7 protein-coding genes are annotated in these 7,191 nt (G+C 66.6%); 6 read left to right on the top strand and 1 reads right to left on the bottom strand.

The genetic code is table 11. The features are described from left to right. Positions 1-172 precede the first annotated feature (172 nt). Complete coding sequence (locus C0012_RS14505; protein ID WP_110590281.1) at positions 173-712, bottom strand: phosphatase domain-containing protein; 540 nt, start codon at positions 710-712, stop codon at positions 173-175. A 378-nt stretch (positions 713-1,090) separates the two neighbouring features. On the opposite strand from C0012_RS14505, the gene C0012_RS14500 reads away from it, so the two are divergent. From C0012_RS14500 to tmk, 6 genes are all read left to right on the top strand, one after another. Beyond that, a complete protein-coding gene (locus tag C0012_RS14500) occupies positions 1,091-2,581 on the top strand; it encodes a toll/interleukin-1 receptor domain-containing protein (RefSeq protein WP_110590282.1) in 1,491 nt (496 codons plus the stop codon). A gap of 235 nt (positions 2,582-2,816) precedes the next feature. Further along, positions 2,817-2,921 (top strand): DUF4244 domain-containing protein, encoded by a 105-nt coding sequence (locus tag C0012_RS14495; RefSeq protein ID WP_110590283.1) that lies wholly within the window; start codon positions 2,817-2,819, stop codon positions 2,919-2,921. Next, the gene (locus C0012_RS14490; protein WP_110590284.1) at positions 2,918-3,265 is read left to right on the top strand and encodes a TadE family type IV pilus minor pilin; all 348 of its coding nucleotides are present in this window, start codon (positions 2,918-2,920) and stop codon (positions 3,263-3,265) included. Before C0012_RS14495 ends, C0012_RS14490 begins: the two co-directional genes overlap by 4 nt. Then, the gene (locus C0012_RS14485) at positions 3,266-3,619 is read left to right on the top strand and encodes a helicase (protein ID WP_110590285.1); all 354 of its coding nucleotides are present in this window, start codon (positions 3,266-3,268) and stop codon (positions 3,617-3,619) included. It begins immediately after the preceding gene. An 82-nt stretch (positions 3,620-3,701) separates the two neighbouring features. Further along, positions 3,702-6,536 (top strand): type I DNA topoisomerase, encoded by a 2,835-nt coding sequence (topA, locus tag C0012_RS14480; protein ID WP_110590286.1) that lies wholly within the window; start codon positions 3,702-3,704, stop codon positions 6,534-6,536. Next, a complete protein-coding gene (tmk, locus tag C0012_RS14475; RefSeq protein ID WP_110590287.1) occupies positions 6,536-7,156 on the top strand; it encodes a dTMP kinase in 621 nt (206 codons plus the stop codon). The genes topA and tmk overlap by 1 nt, the downstream gene beginning before the upstream one ends. Positions 7,157-7,191: the final 35 nt, after the last annotated feature.

Genomic DNA, 7,191 nt, shown 5'->3' with positions numbered 1-7,191 from the left:
GCACCGCGGCGGCCTTCTCCTCGTCCGAGTAGCGACGCGTCGTCGGCTTCCCACTCGCCAGTTCCTTCGGCATAACTCCATCCTCGTTTCCAAGGTCAGGAGCCTCCAACAAACTCAGGGCGCTTCAAGCGGACTAGGTCCTGGATCTCTGTATAGATGTTCGTCTAGTCCATCATCGCTCTTCCAAGGGAAGGAGCTCGGCTTCGATCCGCGCATCCGCGACCCCGCCATCCGGGGCCTTCAGCGGCAGTAGGTCACCAGCTTGTGTGACTTGCACCGTCGGGACCCGCGCCGCGTGCCACACGGCGATAATGTCCTGACGATCGTCGACCGCTAGCCTGAGGTTGTACGTCGCGCGAAGCTCGAGTGCAATTTCCGCTTTGATGACGTGGTCCGGCCGGTAGTCGTTCGATCTGCGTGTGACCAGCGCGTCGTAGTCGATGCCTTCCCTGGCGAGCCAGGCCGAGGTGAGAGCTTCCCAGCGCGCTTCTTTGCCTGTCACTATGACGATCGCGAAGCCGGCGTCACGGCACCGGTACGCGAGGCTCTTGACCTGATCGTGCGCTGGGCAGTCGGATGACCGCGCATGGAAAAGGTCAAAGTTCGGTTTGAATCTCTTCTCGCCTGGAGGCGCCTCGACGTAGTGCCGCACCGAGCGGACATCGCATAGTGCCCCCGTCGACGTCGAAGACGACGGCGTCCAGTCGGCCATCACGCATCCCGGTGGCCTTCATGGTGCCACCATCATACTGGCAGGTGCCCTGCCTCAGAGCCGTGCGGTGGCGCTGCGCCCGATCGTGACCGGTGGAGATCATGTCGCTGATCTGGCTCATGTACGCCGGATCCACTCGACAGCGCCGATCACCGGCAACTTTTAGTAGTTCGATTATCGCAGCCAATAATCCACGTGGTTGAAGCGAGATAGAGTCCACGGCTTGGCGGCGAGAACGGGAGGCGATCCATCGTGAACGTGCTTGGTCCTCGCGCTCAGGCGGCTCGAGATCATCAACCGCGTTCGATGTGCCGCACCCAGCGTCCGGACGCCGGGTGCGTCCCGTGACGAGCTGAGTGGCCTGGATAGAGTGGTGCCATGTCGGGCAACCACGTCTTCCTCTCGTACATCACCGAAGACTCTGAGCAGATCGACGAGGTGCAAGGAGCGTTGGAAGCCGCCGACTTCATCGTCTGGCGAGACAAGGACAAGCTGTGGCCCGGCGACGATTGGCAGGCTGAGATCCGAAACGCCATCCGCGGTGGGTCGTTCGTCTTCCTCGCCTGCTTCTCGTCCAACCTCGCGAAGCGTGAGACGTCGTATCAGTTCGAGGAGCTGACCCTGGCGGCCGAGGAGTACCGCGTGCGTCCGCCTGGCGCTTCGTGGCTGATGACTGCGCGGCTGGATGAGTGCGAGATCCCTGAGGTTGATCTGGGCGCCGGGCGGACGCTCGGAAGGACGATTCACCGGGCGGATCTCTTCGGACAGCAGAAGACCGCGCAGGTTAGTCGACTCGTTGTGGCGATCCAACGGGCGATGGGAGTATCACCCGGTACGCCGCCTGCGTCCGTGTCAGAAGTTGCAGACGACGCCGGCCGCGCCGAGAGCGATGTTGTTGAGACTGTGCGGACCCTCCTGCGCAACCCCTCACTGGTCATGGACTATGACGAATACCTAGCGGACCTCCGCTCCCCAATTAGTGAGTCCCTGGCGGATCGTGACGAGTTCCCGCTGAGTGTGCCGTCTGGCGCCAAGGCGAACGCCGAGTTCGTCCACGCTTGGGTGAGGCGCGTGCGACGCTATGAAGACATCGTGGCACCCGCCCTGATCCCGGTGAAGTTGATCTCGATGTACGGATCGCGTGCCCATGAGCAGGAGCTGACGCAGACGCTCCAGATCGTGGCTCATGAGTCGAATCAACGGGCGGGTTCGGAGATCCTGATGTCGCTGCACGAGTATCCGGCTTTGCTCATGACGTACGCGGCAGCGCTCGGTGCGGTCGCAAAACAGAACTTCTCGATGCTGCGAGCGGTGACCGCGGACGTACAAGTGACGCCACTGGGGGCGTCCCGAGTGCCGTTCATCCTCACGTCGGGAAGTCAGAGCGTGATCGGAGTCGACAGGGGCCTTGCGCTGGGGACGGTGCTGTGCCTCCAGGACGACGGCAAGACGCCCACGGAGGACGAGATCGAGAATCTTCTCGCCGCACGGGGCGGACGTCGTTTCACGCCGATCTCCGATCATCTGTTCACGGCTCTTGCTCCGCTCTACAAGCAACAGTTCGCAAGTGACGCTGAGTACGCGGGGGCCTTCGATCGGATCGAGGTCCTGCTCGACGCAATCTCAGAGGACGCGCGTAACGAGACGAACGGCTACTACGGCCCGCACGGCGGCTATGGACGATACACCTGGCGCCACAAGCACAGTGCGCAAGGGCCGGAGACGGTGATGCTCGATGAAGCGAGGGCGCAAGGCGCTGGCTGGACGCCGCTCCTCGGCGGACTGTTCGGAGGTAAGTCAGAGCGGGCGATTGCGGCCCTAGAAGCGGTGGAGGTGCTGGCGGGAGACATCCGCAAGTCACGCTGGTGAACGGCGTCTATCCCGCGCCGCGCGCTGGGTAGTGGGGTCAGGCTGTTGTGATTCGACGCGTGCTCGTATCGCGCGCGGCTGAGATCATAAAAGATGTCAGTCAGTAACTAGCACGAGTCACACCTGCCTCCGCCTACCGTGCATCGAGTCAGTCCTTCTATAGGTAGACGTCCTCACGACGGCGGTCCTCGATCAGGAGAGTTACGGTCGTTAATGCTGTGTGACAATTGTCACGATGGCATCCGTGGCGATCGCCGGCGTGCTCGTCGCCGTCATGCGCTCGGGCGGCGTGCAATCGCTGCTGCAGGGCATCGTCGAGCGGGCGCTGCAGGTGCCATGACGACGAGGCTCCGCCTCGGGTGGGGAGATCGCGGATCCGTCTCGGCGGAGTTCGCGGTCGCCCTCCCGGCGCTCGTCATCGTCATCGTGCTCGGCATCGGCGCCCTGGCGGCCGCCTCGACGCAGGTGCGCCTGCAGGACGCGGCCGCTGACGCCGCGCGGCTCGTCGCGCGCGGCGAGGCTGACCGGGCTGGATCCGTCGTCGGCGACGCCGTGCCGGGAGCGACGTCATCGGTCGGCACGCAGGGCGACCTCGTGTGCGTGACCGCCACGATCGACGGGCGGCTCGCGTCGCTTGCGATCCCGCTCGCGGCGACGAGTTGTGCACTCGACGGGGGACTCTAGATGGGGGCCTCGGTTCTCACCGCGGCCGCGATCGGCGCGGCCGCCGCGCTCGCGCTGGGTTGCGTCGTCGTCGGGGCCGCGGCGACGGAGGCACAGCGCGTCGCGGGGATCGCCGACGCGGCCGCGCTCGCCGCGGCCGACGCCCTCAGCGGTTTCGCCGCGGGGGATCCGTGTGCGCAGGCCGCCGCAGTGGCCGAGCCACAGGCGGCGACGATGCGGAATTGCGTCGTGTCGGGCAGAGAGGCCACCATCGAGATCTCGACCACGTTGGCGGGGCTTCCGATCGTCGCGATCGCCCGCGCCGGTCCTCCTCCCGGCAGCGCTTCACTCCTGAGCAGGTATACCGATCGCTGAGCGGCGCCCGCGGATGCCGCTGTCGGGCATCGACGCTCAGTCGGCGGTGTGTATGGTGTGCATCGAAGAAAGGACGCCCCCTTTGGCAGACGGCAAGAAACTCGTCATCGTCGAGTCGCCCACGAAGATGCGCTCCATCCAGGGCTATCTCGGAGACGACTACGAGGTCCTCAGCTCGGTGGGTCACATTCGCGACCTCGCGGACAAGCGCGACATCCCCGAGAAGGATCGCGAGCGGTACGGAAAGTACTCGATCGACGTCGAACACGGCTTCACGCCGTACTACGTCGTGAGCGACCGCAAGACGAAGACCGTCAGCGAGCTGCGCCGGGCGCTGAAGGGAGCGAGCGAGCTCGTGCTCGCCACCGATGGTGACCGCGAGGGCGAGGCCATCGCGTGGCACCTTCTCGAGACGCTCAAGCCGAAGGTGCCGGTCAAGCGCATGGTGTTCCACGAGATCACCAAGGACGCGATCCAGAAGGCCGTGGAGACCACCCGCGAGCTCGACACGTCGCTCGTGGATGCGCAGGAGACGCGTCGAGTGCTCGACCGCCTCTACGGGTGGGACGTCTCGCCCGTGCTCTGGCGAAAGGTCGGATCCGGCAGCTCGGGGCAGGCCCTCAGCGCGGGCCGCGTGCAGTCGGCGGCGACGCGCATGGTCGTCGACCGCGAGCGCGAGCGCATGGCGTTCGTCTCCGCGGACTACTGGTCGATTGCGGCACAGGCCGACCGCAGCGGATCCGCCTTCTCGACGCGCCTCGTGCGCATCGACGGCGCGCCGCTCGCGTCGGGCCGCGACTTCGACGACAAGGGGCAGCTGACGAAGGCCGTCGTCGTCCTCGACGAGGCTGGCGCGACCGGTCTCGCCGCGGCGATCGACGCGAGCGGATCCGCCACCGTCGCGAAGGTCGAGTCGAAGCCCGGGACGCGGCGTCCCTACGCTCCCTTCACAACGTCGACCCTGCAGCAGGAAGCGGGCCGCAAGCTCGGTATGACGGCGAAGGTCGCCATGTCGGTCGCCCAGAGCCTCTACGAGCGCGGGTACATCACGTACATGCGTACCGACTCGACGAACCTCAGCGCGCAGGCCGTGCAGGCCGCCCGCTCGCAGGCCGTCGCACTCTACGGCGATGCCGCCGTCCCCGCGAAGCCGCGCATGTACGCGTCGAAGTCGAAGAACGCCCAGGAGGCGCACGAGGCGATCCGTCCGTCGGGAGACACCTTCCGCACGCCGAAGGACGTCGCCGGCCAGCTCGGCCGCGACGAGCAGCGCATGTACGACCTGATCTGGAAGCGCACGATCGCGAGCCAGATGAGCGACGCCAAGCTCGAGACGACGACGGTCACGCTCGCGACACGGGCCGACGACAAGGCGCTCGAGTTCACGGCATCGGGCACGGTATACACGTTCAAGGGCTTCCTCGAGGCGTATGAAGAGGGCTCGGACGAGAAGCGCTTCGCCGGAGACGAAGACTCGAATCAGAGGCTCCCGAAGGTCGCCGAGGGCGATGTGCTCGACCTCACCGGCGCCGAGGCGAAGGGGCACTCGACGTCGCCGAAGCCGCGCTACACCGAGGCGACGCTCGTCAAGGCGCTTGAGGAGAAGGGCATCGGCCGGCCGTCGACGTTCGCGAGCATCATCGGCGTCATCCTTGACCGCGGATACGTGGTCAAGCGCGGTCAGGCGCTCGTGCCGACGTGGCTTGCGTTCAGCGTCATCCGCCTGCTCGAGCAGCACTTCGGCGATCTCGTCGACTACGACTTCACCGCCGAGCTCGAAGAGGATCTCGACCGGATCGCGCGCGGCGAGGCTGATCGCGCGGCCTGGCTGAAGTCGTTCTACTACGGCGGCGACGAGCATCCGGGCCTGCGCACGATCGTCGACAACCTCGGCGAGATCGACGCGCGCGAGCTCAATGCGACCCGCCTCACCGACACGGCGACTCTGCGTTTCGGTCGATACGGGCCCTACCTTGAGGTGATCGACCCGGAGAAGCCCGACGCCGATCCGCGACGCATCAACGTGCCTGAGGATCTCGCGCCCGATGAGCTGACGGCCGAGAAGGTGCAGGAGCTCATCGACGCCCCTGTTGCGGGCAACCGAGTGCTCGGCGAGAACCCCGACAACGGCAAGATCGTCGTCGTGAAGGACGGGCGATTCGGTCCCTACCTCGAAGAGTCCGAGCCCGTCGATCCCGACGAGGCAGACCCTGCCACGGGCGAGGTCACGGGTGAGGCGGCGAAGAAGAAGCCGGCCAAGAAGAAGGCCGCGCCGAAGCCGCGCCGAGCGTCGCTGTTCAAGAGCATGTCGCCCGAGACGATCGACCTCGAGACGGCGTTGCGATTGCTGAACCTCCCGCGCACAGTCGGCGACGATCCCGAGAGCGGAGAGCCGATCACGGCGCAGAACGGCCGTTACGGCCCGTATCTCAAGAAGGGCACCGACTCGCGCTCGCTCGAGGCTGAGCAGCAGATCTTCGACATCACGCTCGAGGAGGCCCTCGAGGTCTACAAGAAGCCGAAGTACGGCGCACGCCGTGCGGCCTCTGCCCTCAAGGAGTTCGAGAAGGAGGACCCCGCGAGCGGCAAGGCCGTGCGGATCCGCGACGGGCGCTTCGGGCCGTACGTGACCGACGGCGAGACCAACGCGACGATCCCGCGCGGCGAGAACGCGGAGGATGTCGACTTCGAGCGCGCCGTGCAGCTGCTGGCGGACAAGCGCGCGAAGGGGCCGGCGAAGAAGGGCGGCGCCAAGAAGGCTCCTGCGAAGAAGACGACGGCCAAGAAGGCTCCCGCGAAGAAGACGACGGCCAAGAAGACGACGTCAGCGTCGCGCTCGGAGGCGGCGAAGAAGGCCGCCGCGACGCGCGCGGCCAACAAGGCCGCCCGGGAGGCGCAGGCCGCGGGCGACGCCTGATGCCGCGCGGACTCTGGATCACGTTCGAGGGCGGTGACGGCTCGGGCAAGACGACCCAGGCCGAGCTGCTCCGGGCATGGTGCGAGCAGCGTGGGCGGCGCGTCGTTCGCACCCGCGAACCGGGCGGTACCGAGGTCGGCCGCACGATCCGAGAGATCGTGCTGCACCACCGCGGCGACATCGGCGCCCGCGCGGAGGCCCTCCTCTTCGCGGCCGATCGTTCGCATCATGTGCGCACGGTCGTGTCGCCCGCGATCGAGCGCGGTGAGATCGTGATCCAGGACCGCTATCTCGATTCGTCCGTCGCCTATCAGGGTGCCGCGCGGGATCTCGGACCGGATGAGGTGCGTGAGCTGTCGCTCTGGGCGACTGAGGGAGCGCTTCCGGACGTGACGGTCCTGCTCGACCTCGACCCGGGCGCGGCGCGCGCCCGGCTCGATGCCGATGACAAGCCCTTCGACCGTCTCGAGGCGGAGAAGGCCGATTTCCACGCCCGCGTGCGCGACGCCTATCTGCGGCTCGCCGCCGACGAGCCCGGGCGTTTCCTGGTGCTCGACGCGAGTCTTCCGGTCGATGAGATCGCGTCGCGGATCCGAGACCGGGTCGCATCGCACATCTGATGAGGCCGCACGCGGTCGGTCCGCGTGAAGGAGGG

Origin of the sequence: Microbacterium suaedae, assembly GCF_003254645.1 — a bacterium.
Lineage (GTDB): Bacteria > Actinomycetota > Actinomycetes > Actinomycetales > Microbacteriaceae > Microbacterium > Microbacterium suaedae.
The sequence above is the reverse complement of the archived record's forward strand: the minus strand, read 5'-3'. Positions and strand labels throughout refer to the sequence as shown.